At 68.7% G+C, this 14,724-nt stretch carries 17 protein-coding genes; 8 read left to right on the top strand and 9 right to left on the bottom strand.

Annotated elements, in window-relative coordinates:
- Positions 1 to 33: 33 nt before the first annotated feature.
- Positions 34 to 513 (top strand): winged helix-turn-helix transcriptional regulator, encoded by a 480-nt coding sequence (locus tag ON34_RS14490; RefSeq protein WP_040779639.1) that lies wholly within the window; start codon positions 34 to 36, stop codon positions 511 to 513.
- An 18-nt stretch (positions 514 to 531) separates the two neighbouring features.
- On the opposite strand, the gene ON34_RS14485 is transcribed toward ON34_RS14490, so the two are convergent.
- A complete protein-coding gene (locus ON34_RS14485) occupies positions 532 to 1,401 on the bottom strand; it encodes a TIGR03619 family F420-dependent LLM class oxidoreductase (protein WP_040779638.1) in 870 nt (289 codons plus the stop codon).
- A 114-nt stretch (positions 1,402 to 1,515) separates the two neighbouring features.
- Positions 1,516 to 2,337: an LLM class F420-dependent oxidoreductase gene (locus tag ON34_RS14480; RefSeq protein ID WP_040779637.1), complete on the bottom strand. Its 822-nt coding sequence runs from the start codon at positions 2,335 to 2,337 to the stop codon at positions 1,516 to 1,518.
- A 65-nt stretch (positions 2,338 to 2,402) separates the two neighbouring features.
- Here ON34_RS14480 and ON34_RS14475 point away from each other — a divergent pair, with 65 nt between their 5' ends.
- A complete protein-coding gene (locus ON34_RS14475; RefSeq protein WP_040779701.1) occupies positions 2,403 to 2,765 on the top strand; it encodes a MerR family transcriptional regulator in 363 nt (120 codons plus the stop codon).
- Between the two features lie 99 nt (positions 2,766 to 2,864).
- Here ON34_RS14475 and ON34_RS14470 read toward each other — a convergent pair whose 3' ends face one another.
- On the bottom strand, positions 2,865 to 3,689 hold the full coding sequence (locus ON34_RS14470) for an MBL fold metallo-hydrolase (RefSeq protein ID WP_040779636.1): 825 nt from the start codon (positions 3,687 to 3,689) through the stop codon (positions 2,865 to 2,867).
- Positions 3,690 to 3,748: 59 nt separating this feature from the next.
- On the opposite strand from ON34_RS14470, the gene ON34_RS36065 reads away from it, so the two are divergent.
- The 4 genes from ON34_RS36065 to ON34_RS14455 all read left to right on the top strand — a co-directional run bounded on the left by ON34_RS36065 (position 3,749) and on the right by ON34_RS14455 (position 7,285).
- Entirely contained in the window at positions 3,749 to 3,895 is a 147-nt protein-coding gene (locus tag ON34_RS36065; protein ID WP_245548030.1) for a hypothetical protein, read from the top strand.
- A 197-nt stretch (positions 3,896 to 4,092) separates the two neighbouring features.
- On the top strand, positions 4,093 to 5,346 hold the full coding sequence (locus ON34_RS14465) for a cytochrome P450 family protein (RefSeq protein WP_040779635.1): 1,254 nt from the start codon (positions 4,093 to 4,095) through the stop codon (positions 5,344 to 5,346).
- Positions 5,347 to 5,444: 98 nt separating this feature from the next.
- Positions 5,445 to 6,626, top strand: coding sequence for an MFS transporter (locus tag ON34_RS14460; RefSeq protein ID WP_051022590.1), 1,182 nt, complete (start codon positions 5,445 to 5,447; stop codon positions 6,624 to 6,626).
- Between the two features lie 215 nt (positions 6,627 to 6,841).
- Positions 6,842 to 7,285 carry a pyridoxamine 5'-phosphate oxidase family protein gene (locus ON34_RS14455; RefSeq protein WP_040779633.1) on the top strand — a complete coding sequence of 148 codons (444 nt, stop codon included), beginning with the start codon at positions 6,842 to 6,844 and terminating at the stop codon, positions 7,283 to 7,285.
- A gap of 49 nt (positions 7,286 to 7,334) precedes the next feature.
- Here ON34_RS14455 and ON34_RS14450 read toward each other — a convergent pair whose 3' ends face one another.
- The 6 genes from ON34_RS14450 to mftR all read right to left on the bottom strand — a co-directional run bounded on the left by ON34_RS14450 (position 7,335) and on the right by mftR (position 12,734).
- Positions 7,335 to 9,620 carry a SpoIIE family protein phosphatase gene (locus ON34_RS14450; protein WP_040779631.1) on the bottom strand — a complete coding sequence of 762 codons (2,286 nt, stop codon included), beginning with the start codon at positions 9,618 to 9,620 and terminating at the stop codon, positions 7,335 to 7,337.
- Positions 9,617 to 10,291, bottom strand: a complete 675-nt coding sequence (locus ON34_RS14445; RefSeq protein WP_051022588.1) for a SpoIIE family protein phosphatase — start codon at positions 10,289 to 10,291, stop codon at positions 9,617 to 9,619. The genes ON34_RS14450 and ON34_RS14445 overlap by 4 nt, the downstream gene beginning before the upstream one ends.
- Positions 10,284 to 10,697, bottom strand: coding sequence for an ATP-binding protein (locus ON34_RS14440; protein ID WP_051020806.1), 414 nt, complete (start codon positions 10,695 to 10,697; stop codon positions 10,284 to 10,286). Before ON34_RS14440 ends, ON34_RS14445 begins: the two co-directional genes overlap by 8 nt.
- Positions 10,687 to 11,076 (bottom strand): STAS domain-containing protein, encoded by a 390-nt coding sequence (locus ON34_RS14435; protein WP_040779629.1) that lies wholly within the window; start codon positions 11,074 to 11,076, stop codon positions 10,687 to 10,689. The genes ON34_RS14440 and ON34_RS14435 overlap by 11 nt, the downstream gene beginning before the upstream one ends.
- A 16-nt stretch (positions 11,077 to 11,092) precedes the next feature.
- Entirely contained in the window at positions 11,093 to 11,998 is a 906-nt protein-coding gene (locus tag ON34_RS14430; RefSeq protein ID WP_040779626.1) for an STAS domain-containing protein, read from the bottom strand.
- 139 nt (positions 11,999 to 12,137) lie between these two features.
- The gene (gene mftR / locus ON34_RS14425) at positions 12,138 to 12,734 is read right to left on the bottom strand and encodes a mycofactocin system transcriptional regulator MftR (RefSeq protein ID WP_040779695.1); all 597 of its coding nucleotides are present in this window, start codon (positions 12,732 to 12,734) and stop codon (positions 12,138 to 12,140) included.
- Positions 12,735 to 12,798: 64 nt separating this feature from the next.
- Between mftR and mftE the strand changes: the two genes are divergently transcribed.
- Together mftE and mftD are read left to right on the top strand one after the other, a co-directional pair.
- Positions 12,799 to 13,500: a mycofactocin biosynthesis peptidyl-dipeptidase MftE gene (gene mftE, locus ON34_RS14420; RefSeq protein WP_040779624.1), complete on the top strand. Its 702-nt coding sequence runs from the start codon at positions 12,799 to 12,801 to the stop codon at positions 13,498 to 13,500.
- Positions 13,497 to 14,723 (top strand): pre-mycofactocin synthase MftD, encoded by a 1,227-nt coding sequence (mftD, locus tag ON34_RS14415; protein ID WP_040779622.1) that lies wholly within the window; start codon positions 13,497 to 13,499, stop codon positions 14,721 to 14,723. The genes mftE and mftD overlap by 4 nt, the downstream gene beginning before the upstream one ends.
- Position 14,724: the final 1 nt, after the last annotated feature.

Genomic DNA, 14,724 nt, shown 5'->3' with positions numbered 1-14,724 from the left:
GGTTTCGAATTGCAACCGATTGCGAGGAGGCTCATGACCACGACGCTCGGTTCCGGCCGCGAGTGGACCGATCCCACCTGCCCCGTCGCGCGAACTGTCGACATCGTGGGCGATCGCTGGAGCCTGCTGATCGTGCGCGACGCCATGGACGGCGCGGCGACCTTCACCGAATTCCAGCAGCGGCTCGGGATCGCCCGGAACATCCTCACCGATCGCCTGCGCAGGCTCGTCGACCACGGCATCCTCACCACGAGCACCACCCCCGGCGGCAAGCGGCACAGCTACGAACTCACCGAAGCCGGGCAGGACCTCTTCACCATCGTCGTAGCGTTGCGCCAATGGGGCGAACGCCACGCCTTCACCGACAACGAACCCCACTCGACACTCGTCGACCATGACGGCAGCCCCGTCGCCCCACTGCGCGCCGAGAACCACGAGGGCAAGCTCGTCACCGCGGCGACCACCCGAGTTCGCAAGGTGGATGAACACGACGCCTCGGTGGCGGATGGGTGAGGCCGCACCGCAAGCGATTCAGGAGCGACCATTCGCCACGAGATCGAATCGTGCGGCGAATTCCGACATTCGGTCGTGCTGTTCGTCGGCGGTCGCCGGGGGCAGGTTGACGACGATCCGGGTGACACCGCGTTCTTCGAGTTGCTGGACCTGCTCGACCGACAGATCGGCTGAGCCCCAGCGGGTGTACTCCACGGCGGCCGGGTCACGGCCCGCTTCCGCGGCTTCCTTGCGGGCCAGCTCGATCTGCAGATCACGCTCGGCCTCGTCGAGCATCCCGCCCGCGAAGTAGCCATTGCCGCGTCGACCGGCGCGTCGGGCGGCAGCCCGGCTGGATCCGCCGACGTGGATCGGAAGCTCTGCCGCCTCATGCGGTTTCGGGTAGCTGCAGAGATTGTCGAAGGCGAAGAACTCGCCGTGATACCCGACCCCCTCGGGGCCGCCCGACCACAGCAGCCGCAGCACATCGATCGCCTCGTCGGCGCGGCGGCCGCGGGTGTGGAAGTCCACCCCCATCGCCTGAGCCTCGCCCGGCAGGGCGCCGAGTCCGACGGTGAGCAGTCGCATGCGCCCTCTGGACAGGACATCGATGGTGGCCAAGCGTTTGGCGAGCACCACAGGGTGGCGGTATGGCAGCAACAGCACACCGGTGCCGAGCAGTAGCCGTCGCGTCGCTGCGGCGACAAAGCTCAGACAGTCCAGCGGATCGAAGTAGGGCAATGTCGGGGGGAGTTCCCCGGCGCCGTAGGACGCGCCGGGATACAACACGATGTGGTCCTGCAGATACAGGGCCTCGAAACCGGACCTCTCGGCATGCTGGGCGAATCTGACGAGCCGGTCGGGATCGGTCCCGTTGAATGGCGTGCTGTAGCTGATCGCAAACTTCACAGACTCTCCTTCGTGTGCGCGTCGGCGCGGTGGCGACCTGCGCACCGCACCGGCGTCGCAACGCTAAACCTTGTCGTCGATGTCAAGGCAAGACCTGGCGCGTGGGGTCGCGCTTCAGGCCAGGTAGTGGTCGGTTATCTTCGCGATTTCATCGAGGGCGCGCAGTGTTTCCGGCTCGGGGAGGGTCGGCAGGCTGAACAGCAATCGCTGCACCCCGGCCTCGGCATAGCCCTCGATCAGGGCCGGATCGGCCGCGACGAATGCGACCGTGACAGGCACGTCGTTTCCGCCGAGTTGGGACAGCTGAGCCGGGATCGCGGCGGGATCGCTCACCGCGGCGGGGATCCAGCCGACACCGAGGCGGATCGCGCGTTCGGCCGCTGCTTGCCCGCCGCCCACGAAGATCGGCGGATGTGGCTGTTGCACCGGTTTCGGCCAGGCGTACATCGGGTCGAAATCGACGAAGCGACCGTGATATTCGGCGAGGTCCTCGGTCCAGATCTTTCGGATGGCGTCGAGTTGCTCGTCGAGCAGCGCGCCGCGGGTGCGGGGGTCGGTGCCGTGATCGGCCATCTCCTCCCGATTCCAGCCCGCACCGACGCCGAATACGAATCGCCCGTTGGAGATCAGGTCGAGCGTCGCGACCTCCTTGGCGGTGTGGATGACGTCGCGCTGGATCAGCAGGCTCACGCCGGTCCCGAGGAGCAACCGCTCGGTGACGGCCGCGACGGCGGCGAGGGCGACGAACGGATCCACCGCGCGGTAGTACGTCCGCGGCAGCTCGCCTCCGCCCGGGGCCGGGGACTTCCGGCTCGCTGGAATATGCGAATGTTCGGCCAAGAACAAAGACTCGAACCCGCGCTCCTCGAGCGCCGGGCCGAGCTTCGGAGCGCTGATCCCCTCGTCGGTAACGAAGGTGGTGATACCTATCTTCATGAACCATATGCTGAAACCTTCACATGTATGTGATGGTCAACTCGGGTCACTATGAGGTGGAACACATGCGCATCGGAGAGTTGTCCGAGCGGACCGGCACTTCGCGCCGGCTGCTGCGCTACTACGAAGAGCAGGGCTTGATCGCCGCGCAGCGCTGCCCGAACGGCTACCGCAGCTACGACGAGCGCCTGGTAGACCGGGTTCGGCAGATCCGGGGACTGCTCGATGCCGGACTGCCGACTCGCATCATCAAACGGATCCTGCCCTGCCTCGACAAGCCCTGCTCGATCGTGCTCGACGACGCCACCCCGGAGATGCTCGCACTGCTGGAAGCGGAACTCACCCGCATGTCCCGCCGCATCGACTGCCTCACGCGCAACCGCGCGGCCATCGCCGAATACCTCCACGCCGTACGCACCCGCGAATAACCACCTCGCCTACAGCGGATTGCCGACGCCAGGTCGCCATGGATCCCTGCCACCCAGGCATTGACGCAATGGTTCGGCGACGACGCGAGACAGTGGATTTCAATGGCGCAGTCGCTCGAACTCCGTGGGGCTGTGCGCGGAGAACACCGTCACCGCGTCACGATGATCGCGAGCCAATTGCCGCAACCGCCGCTGATTTTCGATCCGGGACCGGCGTCCAGTGTCCACGTACCACTGAAAGATCCGCGTCCCCATGGGCATTGAGGACTTCGCAGCCATCTGGCCGTGGTAGGTGTACGCGTCTCCTGCGTGCAACAGCCAGCCGGTCCCGGTGTCCACGGCGACTCCGACATGGCCGCGTGTGTGTCCCGCCAGCGGAACAATCAGTATTTCCGGTGGCAGACCTGGCAACTCGCGCACCGCCTGAAACCCGAACCAGCCCTCGCCACGGCTGCCGGACTCCCTGTAGGCCGACCACTTCGGTCCGTGCTCGAATTGCACCGGCCGATACCGGAACCTTTCCCGGCGGCCGAACGGCCCTCCGACAGCGTCCAGTTCGGCCTGGTGAACGTGCACGGTCGCGTGCGGGAAGTCGGCGAGGCCGCCCGCGTGATCGAGGTCCAAGTGCGTCACGATGATGTCCCGGACGTCATCACGAGAAAACCCCAGCTCCTCTACCTGTCGCACGATCGGGCGGTCGAGAACAGGGTTCGATTGCCGGATGAGTTTCCGACCCACCCAGGCATCCGGCCGCACCATTGCCTGCTCGCCGTAACCGGTGTCGACCAGGACCAACCCGGCCGAATGTTCGATCAACAGGCAATGACACGCTCCGTCCGCCTGGCGCAGGACCCCTGGTCGGCCGTCGAACAAACGGCCTCCAAAGGGGCGGGTTCCCCCGGCGTCCAAGTGATGGACATGCACCAGTCCGCTCCAATCCGTGCCGCCGTTCGATCCAGCACCCTACCCGCGGATGGCTGCCTGTGACAGACTCGGCGGCTTGGGCGTTCACGATCGGCAGAGCGGCGTATCAACCCGAGATGCAGCCGGTGGAGACCTGCCTGACGCTGTTGAGGCGAATCACCACGGCGATCGACGATCATGATTCGCTGGACGCTCTCGGCGTCTGACACCGATCGCTTTTGCTGCCCATCGCGGTGTCGCGGCCGGGCGGGAGTCCGGCCGCGCATTGCCCTGTCGATGTTGTTTCGTGCGCTATACCATCGACCGGTTCCGGCTCGGACCCGGTGGCCGGGTCCTCCTCAGGGCAGGGAGCCGGTAGTTCAGCAATCGTGCAGTGCATTACCAGCAGTTGGGAGTTCGCTTCTTGAGTACGCCGCGGTCTCAGGTTTCAGCCCAGTCGTGCCCGGTCGTCCACGGCTCGCCGATCGATTCCGACGTCCCGCGGGTGCCCCTGTACTCGCCGGAGTTCGCGGCAGATCCACACCGCGCCTACCGGGAAATGCGCAGGCGGTATGGATCTTTGGCGCCGGTGGAGTTGTCACCCGGCGTACCCGCCACCCTGGTGGTCGGCTACAGCACCGCGGTGCGGATCCTCAATGATCCCGAGCACTTTCCCGCCGACCCGCGCGCCTGGCAGAAGAACATTCCCGCTGACTGCCCCATTCTCCCGCTCATGGAGTGGCGGCCGATGGCCAGCCGCAGCGCCGGAGCCGACTTCGCCCGCTACCGAGGGGCGATCACCGCGAGCATCGATGAGGTCGATCTGTACGCCCTCCACTCCGTGGTAGAGGGACTTGCCATTCCGCTGATCAACTCCTTCTGCCAGGACGGCGCCGCGGACCTGATCCGCCAGTACGTGTTCCCTCTGGTATTCCAAGTCGTGAACTATCTGCTCGGCTGTCCCCCGGAGATCGGCGAGCAGGTCGCCGCCGGTACGGCTGCCCTGCTCGAAGGTATCGACGCCGAGAAGGGCAACCGGATGGTCGGGGAGGCGGTGATGAGATTGGTGGCGCTCAAACGCGCCGAACCCCAACGCGACATCACCTCGGTACTGCTGCACCATCCCGCCCGGCTGGATGACGTGGAGGCGTCCCAACATGCGTTGCAGGTCTACGGCAGCGGGATCGAATTCGAGCTGAACCTGATCGCCAACACCCTGCTGCTGATGCTCACCGACGAGCGTTTCGGCGACAGCATCCTCGGCGGCAACCTGTCGTCCCGCGATGCCCTCGACGAGGTCTTGTTCAACGACCCGCCACTGGCGAACCTGCTGATCACCTACCCGCGCCATCCGATCCTCATCGACGATGTCTGGCTGCCCGCGCACCAGCCCGTCGTCATCAGCATGGCCGCCTGCAACAACGACCCCGCGATCCGCGCCGACGACCTGACCGGCAACCGCTCCCACCTGGCCTGGGGCCTCGGCCCGCACGCCTGCCCCGCGCGACCGCTGGCCTACCTGATCGCGCAAGACGCCATCGACCAACTCCTCGACGCACTGCCGGAGATCGAACTGAACCTGCCGAACCAGGCGCCGAACTGGCGGCCGGGCCCCTTCCACCGGGCGCTGGCCGAATTGCCGGTCACCTTCCCGCCTACCGCTCCGTTGACCCTCTGACGGTCGACACCGGCGGCTTGGATCAGCTCCGGCTCCGGGCGACGGTGGCGTCTGTTTTCCGCCAGAATCCTGGTCTCGGCGTTCCTACCGTCGGTGCCATGGAAACCGATCTGATTCCAGGCACTCGCGTCGCGGTGCTGCGGACACCGATTGTGTGGTTCATGGCGCTCGCGGCCGCGCTCGGCACCGCCAGCACCTATCCGCTGCAACCGGCCATCGCGGAGGTGGCAGGTTCACTGCACGCCTCGCTCGCGGTGATCGGCACGGCTCTGGCGTGCGGGCCGATCGGCTATCTGACGGGGCTGGCGCTACTGGCACCGCTGGTGGACCGGTTCGCGCCGCGGATCGTGGTATCGGCCCAGTTCGGTGCGCTGGCCCTCACTTTGGCGGCGGGTGCGGTGGTGGGCTCGCCCTGGCTGCTCGGCCTGGTCGTCGGCCTGATCGGGGCGGGCTCCTCGGTCGGTGCGCAATTGAGCTCGGTCGCCGGGCGTTTCGCGGAACCGCGGCGGCAGGCCACGGTACTGGGAGTCGTGACCGCGGGTATCTCCGCCGGGGTTCTCGGGGGGCGGATTGTCGGCGGGTGGCTGACGGATCTGATCGGCTGGCGCGGAATGCTTTCGGTGTTCGCAGTGGCGTGCGCGGCTATCGCGGTCACCGCCTACTTCGCGCTGCCCGCCGCGGAGGGGAGTGCCACCGGGAGTTATCTGGCGACCTTGCGAGGAATCCCAGGCCTATACGCCCGATTTCCGATACTCCGGGTGGCGGCCGGTCGCGGCGCCCTTTGGTTCTTCGCCTTCTGCACGATCTGGGCCGGAATCGCGGTCGCGCTGTCCCAGCCGCCGTTCTCGTATTCGCCCGAACGGATCGGGATGTACGCCCTCGCCGGACTCCTCGGCGTCGCCGCCACGCGCGTTTCCGGGGCGTGGACCGATCGCGTCGGCGCGCGGCGAGTAGTCCTGCTCGGGCTCGTGCTCGCCGTCTCGGCGGCGGCGGCCCTTGGCGTCGTTCTGTCGAATACCGTCATGACCCTCATCTGCCTCGGCCTCTTCGACGCCGGACTGTTCGCGGCCCAGGTAGCCAACCAGAGCACGGTTCTCGCCATCGACCCGGCGGCCCCGGCTCGGTTCAACAGCGCCTACATGGTCGTCTATTTCATCGGAGGCAGCGTGGGCACCGCCTTCGGTGCCGCCGCCGTCGGCTGGTTCGGCTGGCCTGTCACCGCCGCCCTGGCGGCCGCGGCCATCGCCGTGGCGGTCACCGTGACGCTCTTCTTCCGGTAAATGTGCCGGGTCATGTCCGGATCGGGCATGCGGCGGTGCGCTGGTCATCCGGCACGGGGACTTTCGGCCCTACTCGGGGACGCGCCGATCCGGGGATATTCGCCAGGGTCGTAGTGGTGATCGCCGGAACGGAAAGCGAGTCGGTGCCGGGTGAGTACTTCCGAATTGGAGTCGGCTGAAGCCGTGTCGGTGGCGGCCGTGCTGGGGGCCGACTCATGACCGAGCGAATCACCGCGGGGCCCACGGCCCGTGCGACCGTCGCGCTCGACCGCGCGGAAGCGATGCGACTGCTGGCCGGGGTGCCGATCGGCCGAGTGGTCTTCACCCGCAACGCCTTACCGGCCATCCGTCCGGTCAATCACCTGGTCGACGACCGCGGCGCGATCATCGTGCGGACCCGGCTCTCTTCCGGGCTCACCACCGCGGTGCGCGGAAACTCCCCGGTAGTGGTGGCCTACGAGGCTGACGAGATCGACCCGGTCCGGCATCTGGGATGGTCGGTCGTCGTGGTCGGCTTGGCGCACCCGGTCACCGATCCCGCCCGTGCCGCCCACTACGAGCAGTTGCTGCGGCCATGGGTCGACGGGGTCACCGATGCGGTGATCGCCATCGAACCCGACATCGTCACCGGCCTGCGCCTCATCGAAAACGAAAGGTAGGTGAGCACCGCGTGTGCCGCAGGCTGGCGGAAACCCTATCGCCGCACGATCACCCGGGAATCCGCCGGTTCGTGCCCCGAAGCGGGTTGGCCACCGGGAAGGTGATCGCGGGCAATGTCACCGACATCCGGACCGTCGTGCCCGGTCCCGAGTTGTCGATGTCGAGTTCCTCCGTCAGCGCGCGCATCATGTCGATGCCGCGACCGCGATAGCCGGGATCGGAGGCGCGTGGCTTCCAGTTGCCCGTGTCGGTGACCACGATCACGACGGTGTCGATATCGCAGGTGGCCGACAGCAGGACCCGCCCGGCGTCCCCGTTGCGGTAGGCGTGCTCGATGCTGTTGCTGCACGCCTCGTTGGCCGCGGCGACCAGATCGGCGGCCAAGTCGTGCGGCACCGCCGCGGCGGCCAGCCAGCCTTTCAGCGTGCGCCGCAGGACCGCGAGCTCGTCCGCGTGCGCGGGCACGTCCAGTCGCAGCGGCGCGGGCGGCTGGCGGTAGACCACCATGGCCACGTCGTCGTCGTATCCGGCCGCGGGCCGCAGCCGCGACAGCACCGCGTCGGCGACCTCGCGCGGCAGCCGTCCCGAGGTGTCGGCCAGCACCGCGGCGATCTTGGCGAACCCCTCATCGATGTCGACGCCGCGCTGTTCGACCAGGCCGTCGGTGAACAACACCAACGTGGAGCCGGGCGCCACGGCCGTGGTGGCCTCCGGGCGGCGCGGCGGATCGAACGTCGCCAGCGGCACCGATCGGCCACCCTCGAGCAGTCTGCCGGTCCTGCCGACATCGGCGAGGATCGGTGGCATGTGCCCGGCGCTGCTGTAGCGGACCAGCCCGCGTACCGGGTCGAGCACGGCGGCGCACACCGTGGTGCACATGGCGCCCGGGATGCGCGAGGCGACCGTGTCTAGTTCGGCGAGCAACTGCGCCGGTCCGGCGCCGCGCAGCAGCAGCGCGCGCGCCGCGGTCCGCAGCTGGCCCATCACCACCGCGGCGGACAGGCCACGACCCACGCAGTCGCCGACCACCACGCCAATGGTGCCGTCCCGCAGCGGCACCACGTCGTACCAGTCGCCACCGATCTCCAGCGGCGGCAGCGCTGGCTCATAATGCACCGAGAAGCGCGGTGGAAGCTCGATCGGCCCCAGCATGGCCCGTTGCAGGGTCAGCGAGGTGGCGCGTGCCTGGTCGAAGTTGCGCGCCCGCTGAACCGCGAGGCTGAGGTGGCCGATCAATAGGGAGAACAGCGTCCAGTCCGCGGCGCCGATCGCGCGGGGCGCGGCGAACCGCAACCACATGGCGGCGTCGCCGGTCTCACCGAGCGGAGCGACGATGCCCTCGGAGCTCTCGGCGCCCTCGGGGATGGCCAGCAGGCTGCGCGGCGGCCTGCGCCTGGCCCGGTCCAGCAGCGCGCGCGACCGGTCGTCGAGGGAGGCGGCGCCGTTGTGCGAGGCACCGTCGGCGCCCGCGCCGGAAACGTACACTTCGGGCGCGGCGTTGCGGCTCGGCCACACCGCCACCACCGCGGTCTCCGCGCCCACGGTGCGGCGCAGTTCGTCGAGCCCGACGGCGAGCACCTCCACCACGCTGGTCGCCGCACCGACCGCGGTCGCCAGCCGGGAGGCCGCCTGATCGCGCGCCTGCGCGTCGTGTTCGGCGGTCACATCGCGAATGGTGCCGACGAAGATCCGCTCGTTGCCCTCCGGCCTGATCAGCGCGCTGGTGCTGACCGCGAGCCACACGTTGCGCCCGTCGCGATGCCGGATCGGGATGACGAAACGCTGTGCCTCGGTGCCCAGATCGGGATAGCGCGTTCCCTCCGGGCTCGACCACGGATGCGGCAGCGGATAGGGGACACCCGCGGCGCCGTAGCCGGTCAGCGCGCCGAAGGCGGTGTTGACCTCGATGATGGTGCCCTGCGCGTCGGCGACGAAGAAGCCGTCCTGCAGCGATTCGACCAGCGCGGTGCGGAAGGCGTCCCGTCCGGCGAGATCGTCGGCGCGCGAACGCTGCTGCTCGTATCGGCGGGTGCCGTCGAGATAGCCGCGGGTGGCGATATCCAACGGAACAAGGGTCTGCAACAGGAATTCCAGCGCGTGCTCGGGCACCCGGTTCTCGGACTCGCCGCCTTCGGGCGCGGCGTCGTGCCGCTGCTGTTCGTCCTGGACGACCCGGAAGTGATTCTCGGTGAGATCGAGCAGGCTGATGCCCTCCACCAGCGCGCGCCTGCCGAGTTCGTAGCCTTCGGCGAGACCCGCTTGGCTGGGCGAATGCAGGTGCCGCCGTAGCGCGTCCGCGTAGGCGTCCAGGAAATCGGCCAGCAGTGCGCTCATGCCCGCGCCTCGCTGCCGCGCGGCTCTGCCATTGCCGCGCGCCCCGGCGCTCCCCTCGCACCGCGGTGCCGGGCGGCCAGCACGAGTGCGTCGTCGGTGTCCTTGGCGTGCTGGGCCAGGATTTCGGCGGTGATGTCGGCGGTGGATTTGGAAAGGTCGATCCTGGACGCGGATTCGGAGACGATGCCGTCGGTGCACATCAGCAGTAGGTCGCCGGGGCGCACGGCCACGGACTGCGGCTGGAGGTTCGCCGGTAGCCGGTAGCCCACGATGCCCGCGGTGAGCAGCACGGTGGCGTGCACGGTCAGACCGGCGGGACCCGCGGTCAGCACTTGGGATTCGACATTGCCGACGCCGAGCCAGCGCACCGTGTCGCGCTCGTCGAACAGGGCCAGCGAGATCGCCGCTCCGCGGGTGTCGGCCATCGCGCGGTGACACAGCACCATCAGCACGTCGAGCGGTTCGGCGCGGTTCTCCGCGAGTACCCGCACGGCGCGGTCGGCCGCGTCCGCGGCGGCGGCGCCGTGCCCGAGCCCGTCCATGACGGCGAAAAGAACTGTGCCGCCGCCGGTGTCGAGGACCACGCCGCGGTCACCGGAGACCTGTTGGCCCGGCAGTGCGCGACCGGCCACCGCCCACTCGATCCGGCCGATGAGCCCATCCTCATGCACCGTTGGGCACCCACTTCCACATCTCCACCAGGGTGCCGCGTCCGGGCGCCGAGTCGACGGTGAGCCGGTCCATCAACCGCCGGGCGCCGGGCAGGCCGAGCCCGAGACCGCGCCCGGTGGAGTAGCCGTCCTCCAGCGCGCGAGCGATGTCGATGATCCCGGGCCCTTGATCCTCGGCTTGCACCACCAGCGCTTGGCGGCCTTCTCGGTCATCGACCAGCAAACGGATCTCGCCGCTGCCCGCGTAACTGGTGATGTTGCGAGCGATTTCGGAGATCGCCGTGGAGATCATGGTTCGATCGGTGAGGGTGAATCCGAGCTTTGCTGCCAGTTCGCGTCCGGCCTGACGTGCGGTCACGATGTCCCCGGACACCCTGACCGCGATCACCACGTTCTCAGCGGCCACTGTCACGACCGTCTCGCTGGCGACGGGCTGGGGTTTTGCGGTCCAACCAGGCGAGTCCCTCTTCCAGATCGAGAGCGGTGTGCATGTCCTCGAAGGTGAGACCGAGTTGCACCATGGCGAACGCGACTTCTGGTTGCAGGCCGACGATCACCGTTTCGGCGCCGCGCAGCTGCGTCATGTGCGCGATGGTACGCAACGATCTCGCGGCGAACGAATCCATCACGTCGATTGCGGTGACATCGACGATGATGCCGTGTGCCCGATATTTGCTGACCTGTTTCATCAGGTCGTCCTGCAGGCGTTCGGTATCGGCGTCGGTCAGCGCGGACTGCACCGACGCGATCAGATACGTACCCTGTTTGAGAATCGGAACCGGCATGTGCCCGCCCGCCTGATCAGCGGCCGTCGCGTTCGGTGACCCGTTCGGTGACGCGGGAAACCTCGTAACCCAGAAGGCGTTCGGCTTCCTCGATACCGCCCTGCAGGTCGCCGACCGCGTTCATCTTCGACAGATCGAGGCCGATGGTGACCAGGGTCAGCGCGATCTCCGAGGACAGACCGGTGATGATCACGTTCGCGCCCATCAGTCCGGAGGCGTCGACGGTCTGCACCAGGTGGTTGGCCACCGTGGAGTCGATCGCGGGCACACCGGTGATGTCGATGACGACGACCTTCGCGCGGTTGGCCCGGATGGCGCGCAGCAGCTGCTCGGTGAGCTGGCGGGCGCGCTGGCTGTCCAGCACGCCGATGATGGGCAGGATCAGCAGCTGCTCACGCACCTGGAGCACCGGCGTGGACAGCTCGCGGATGGCCTCCTGCTGCTGGCGGATGACGCGCTCGCGCTCCTGGACGAAGGAGACGCCCACGGTGTTGGCGATGCGGTTGGCCGCCGGCTCGTAGGCGTCGAGCACGGCGTTGAGCAGTTCGAAGTCCGCCTGGTACTTCTCGAACAGCGAGCGGGCCAGCACGTCGCGCAGCAACAGGACGATGCCGAGTACCTCGTCGGTTTCGACGCCGCGCGGGATGATGCGTTCGGACAGGTCCCTGGCGTAGGCCTGCAGGGCCTCGACGCTACCGGTCTCCAGCACCTCGACGTAGTTGTCGTAGACCGAGGTCGCCTCGGAGAAGATCTCCTCGGGGGTCATCGCGGTCAGCAGCTGGGCGTCGGTGATGCGCCGGGCCCACTCCTCGCGCAGCGCGGTGCGGTTCTGGCGCAGGTGCTCGACCAGCTGCGGCAGCAGATTGTCGACCGGTCCCGCGGTCAGGGAATCCGCCGAAAGGCTCATGGACACCTCGGACATGGAAACTCCTGCCCCTTTCGACGGTTGAGTCGGGATCTTCGTGCTTCGGCTGCTCGCCGATTCCGAGCCTAGTCATACCCCACCCGCGTCGCCGACGAAACCTGCCGGTTGTTCGCCTGTTGTTCGGATGTGGCGGCCCTCACGGCACCGTAGCGAACCCGCGCTCGAGCGCCGCGAGCGCCTCGTCCAAATACACGGTGAGGTCCGCGTCGGCGCGGGCGAGCCAGGCGTCGAACGCGGCTCGGGCCGCGGCGAGCGTGGTGCGCCCGACGGCCAGCGGGATGAGTCCGTCCTCGGGTTCGCCGAGCCGTTCCGCGGCGAAGGCGCTCACCGCGCGTTCCCAGGCGTCGTAGTGCGCGCCCGCGGTGGCGGCCAGCGCGGGGACGGTGCTGATGAGCTGCATCCTGGTGCGCAGTTCCGGGACGTCTTCCGCGCGATATCGGTTGGCGTTCACCACGACTCCGCGCACGGCGGTCATCATGGGGACGTCGTCGGCGACGGTGGCGAAGGCCGCGCGCAGTGCGGCGACCTCGTCGTCGAACTGGTACCAGAGCACCTCCGCCTTGGTGGGGAAGTAGCGGAAGAACGTGCGTCCGCTGATGCCGGCGGCGGCGGCGATCTGCTCGACGGTGGTCTCGTCGAAGCCCTGCTCGGTGAACAGCCGCATGGCGATCAGTTCGAGCTCGCGTTTGGTGGTGCCGCGTGGGCGTCCGCGCGTGGTCCGGTTCTGCCGCATCGTCTGATTCTGCTCGGCCGTCACGACTCTTGATTATGTCAGTGACTGACGATAATCTCGCCGCATGTTGGCGGATCTGACCTGGCCCGAGGCGGGCGAGCGGGCCGCCGCGGGCGCGATCCTCGCCGTCGCGGTCGGGGCGACCGAGCAGCACGGCCCGCATCTGCCGCTGTCCACCGACACCGACGTCGCCGCCGCGCTGTGTGCCCGGCTGGCCGCCGCACGATCCGATGTGCTTGTCGGACCGGCGATCCCCTACGGCGCCAGCGGCGAGCACGCGGGTTTTCCCGGCACGCTCTCGATCGGGCAGGCGGCGCTGGAGCTGCTGGTGGTCGAATTGTGCCGCTCGGCGACCGACACCTTCGACCGCATCCTGCTGGTGAACTGGCACGGCGGCAACCTCGAACCGCTGCGTCGGGCGAAGGACCTGCTGCGCGCCGAGTCCCGCGACGTGCGCGTCTACCTGCCGCGCTTCGACGGCGACCTGCACGCGGGGCGGTCGGAGACCGCGTTGCAGCTGGCGCTCGCGCCGGACCGAGTGCGTGCCGATCGGGCCGCGGCGGGTGACCCGCGTCCGCTGGCCGAGCTGCTGCCGGTGCTGCGCGCCGCGGGCGTCCGCGCGGTGAGCGCCAACGGCGTGCTCGGCGACCCGGCGGGGGCGACCGAGGCCGAAGGCGCCGCCCTGCTCGATCACCTCTGCGCCGACCTGCTCGACCGAACCCGGCTCTGGTGGCCGGAGAACTCCCCGGAAAGGACCGGAACATGAATCCGTGGTTCGAGACCGTCGCCGAAGCGCAGCGGCGGGCGAAGAAGCGGCTGCCGAAATCGGTGTACGGCGCGCTGATCGCCGGTTCCGAGCGCGGCCAGACCATCGAGGACAACCAGAAGGCGTTCACCGAACTGGGTTTCGCGCCGCATGTCGCCGGACCGATCGGCGAGCGCGATCAGTCGACGACCGTGCTGGGCCAGCAGCTGTCGATGCCGGTGCTGATCTCCCCGACCGGTGTGCAGGCGGTGCATCCGGACGGTGAGGTGGCCGTCGCGCGTGCCGCGGCCGCGCGCGGGATCGCGATGGGGTTGAGCTCGTTCGCCAGCAAGCCGATCGAAGAGGTGGTCGCGGCCAACCCGGCCACCTTCTTCCAGCTGTACTGGTGCGGCGGCAAGGACGAGATCCTGCATCGGATGGCGCGCGCCAAAGCCGCCGGGGCGGTGGGTCTGATCCTGACGCTGGACTGGTCGTTCTCGCACGGGCGCGATTGGGGCAGCCCGGTCATCCCGGAGAAACTAGACCTGCGCACCATGCTGAAATTCGCACCGCAGACCCTGGCGCGTCCGCGGTGGCTGGCCACCTACGTGCGCTCGGGCCGCATCCCGGACCTGACCGCTCCGAACATGGCTGTCGGCGACGGCCCCGCACCCGGCTTCTTCGGCGCCTACGGCGAATGGATGGGCACGCAGGCGCCGGATTGGGCGGACGTGCGCTGGATCTGCGCGCACTGGGACGGCCCGGTGCTGCTCAAGGGCGTGATGCGGGTCGACGACGCGCTGCGGGCGGTGGACGCCGGTGTGGCGGGGATCTCGGTGTCCAACCACGGCGGCAACAACCTCGACGGCACTCCGGCGGCGGTCCGCGCGCTGCCGGTGCTGGCCGACGCGGTGGGCTCGCAGATCGAGGTGCTGCTCGACGGCGGCATCCGCCGCGGCAGCGACGTGGTGAAGGCGGTGGCGCTGGGGGCGCGTGCGGTGCTGATCGGGCGGGCGTATCTGTGGGGCCTGGCCGCGAACGGGCAGGCGGGTGTGGAGAACGTGCTGGACATCCTGCGCGGCGGCATCGATTCGGCGCTGCTGGGCCTGCGCAAGACCCGCGTCACCGATCTGGACCGCTCGGATGTGGTGGTGCCCGCCGGTTTCGAGCTGGCGCTCGGTGTGCCCGAATCAGCCGATTCGGCAGGCACTTCGGGTGATCGCGGGGCGGCCGCGCCCGCCTGAG

Source organism: Nocardia pneumoniae NBRC 100136 (genome assembly GCF_000308755.1).
Classification (GTDB): Bacteria; Actinomycetota; Actinomycetes; order Mycobacteriales; family Mycobacteriaceae; genus Nocardia; species Nocardia pneumoniae.
This window is presented reverse-complemented; position numbering and strand designations above follow the sequence as displayed.

Bases quoted from the DNA above. Each gene is read 5' to 3' on its own strand.
- mftD (WP_040779622.1), top strand. From the start codon at position 13,497: ATGAATCCGTGGTTCGAGACCGTCGCCGAAGCGCAGCGGCGGGCGAAG.
- ON34_RS14450 (WP_040779631.1), bottom strand. From the start codon at position 9,620: ATGAGCGCACTGCTGGCCGATTTCCTGGACGCCTACGCGGACGCGCTA.
- ON34_RS14480 (WP_040779637.1), bottom strand. From the start codon at position 2,337: ATGAAGATAGGTATCACCACCTTCGTTACCGACGAGGGGATCAGCGCT.
- ON34_RS14430 (WP_040779626.1), bottom strand. From the start codon at position 11,998: ATGTCCGAGGTGTCCATGAGCCTTTCGGCGGATTCCCTGACCGCGGGA.
- ON34_RS14435 (WP_040779629.1), bottom strand. From the start codon at position 11,076: ATGCCGGTTCCGATTCTCAAACAGGGTACGTATCTGATCGCGTCGGTG.
- ON34_RS14455 (WP_040779633.1), top strand. From the start codon at position 6,842: ATGACCGAGCGAATCACCGCGGGGCCCACGGCCCGTGCGACCGTCGCG.
- ON34_RS14490 (WP_040779639.1), top strand. From the start codon at position 34: ATGACCACGACGCTCGGTTCCGGCCGCGAGTGGACCGATCCCACCTGC.
- mftR (WP_040779695.1), bottom strand. From the start codon at position 12,734: ATGCGGCAGAACCGGACCACGCGCGGACGCCCACGCGGCACCACCAAA.
- ON34_RS14475 (WP_040779701.1), top strand. From the start codon at position 2,403: ATGCGCATCGGAGAGTTGTCCGAGCGGACCGGCACTTCGCGCCGGCTG.
- mftE (WP_040779624.1), top strand. From the start codon at position 12,799: ATGTTGGCGGATCTGACCTGGCCCGAGGCGGGCGAGCGGGCCGCCGCG.
- ON34_RS14460 (WP_051022590.1), top strand. From the start codon at position 5,445: ATGGAAACCGATCTGATTCCAGGCACTCGCGTCGCGGTGCTGCGGACA.